This window comes from Dellaglioa sp. CoH-55-MRSF-9 (genome assembly GCF_056782155.1).
Genome location: NZ_JBXAYG010000070.1, coordinates 1 through 278, shown reverse-complemented (window position 1 = coordinate 278; position 278 = coordinate 1). Strand labels below are relative to the sequence as shown.

The 278-nt window shown below is 54.3% G+C and carries 1 protein-coding gene; it reads right to left on the bottom strand.

Going from position 1 to position 278, the window contains the following annotated elements; genetic code table 11:
• A partial coding sequence (locus AC1RPV_RS07830; protein WP_481764207.1) for a hypothetical protein occupies positions 1 to 243 on the bottom strand: 243 nt, incomplete at its 3' end.
• Positions 244 to 278: the final 35 nt, after the last annotated feature.

The window sequence follows — 278 nt, the reverse complement described above, 5'->3', positions numbered from 1 at the left end:
ACTGAAAATCTCAACGTTTTCGCGTGTGAGCCTTTCCGCGTTCCGCACCTCATCCAGCCCGTTGTTCATGGCGCGCAGCAACGGGCTCGCGTCCACGTGCACGTGTTCCAGCAGCGCGTATGCAAAATCCTCGGGCCGAAACGTGTCATAGGCCTTTCCATCGTCACCCAGCTCTTGACTGCGAAACTTATCGATCAGTGCACTCAGCTCATCAGCCGTGAGATTCAGTTTCACTTTTGCCATTCTCTTCTCCCTCGTCGATCACGACGTGATTCATG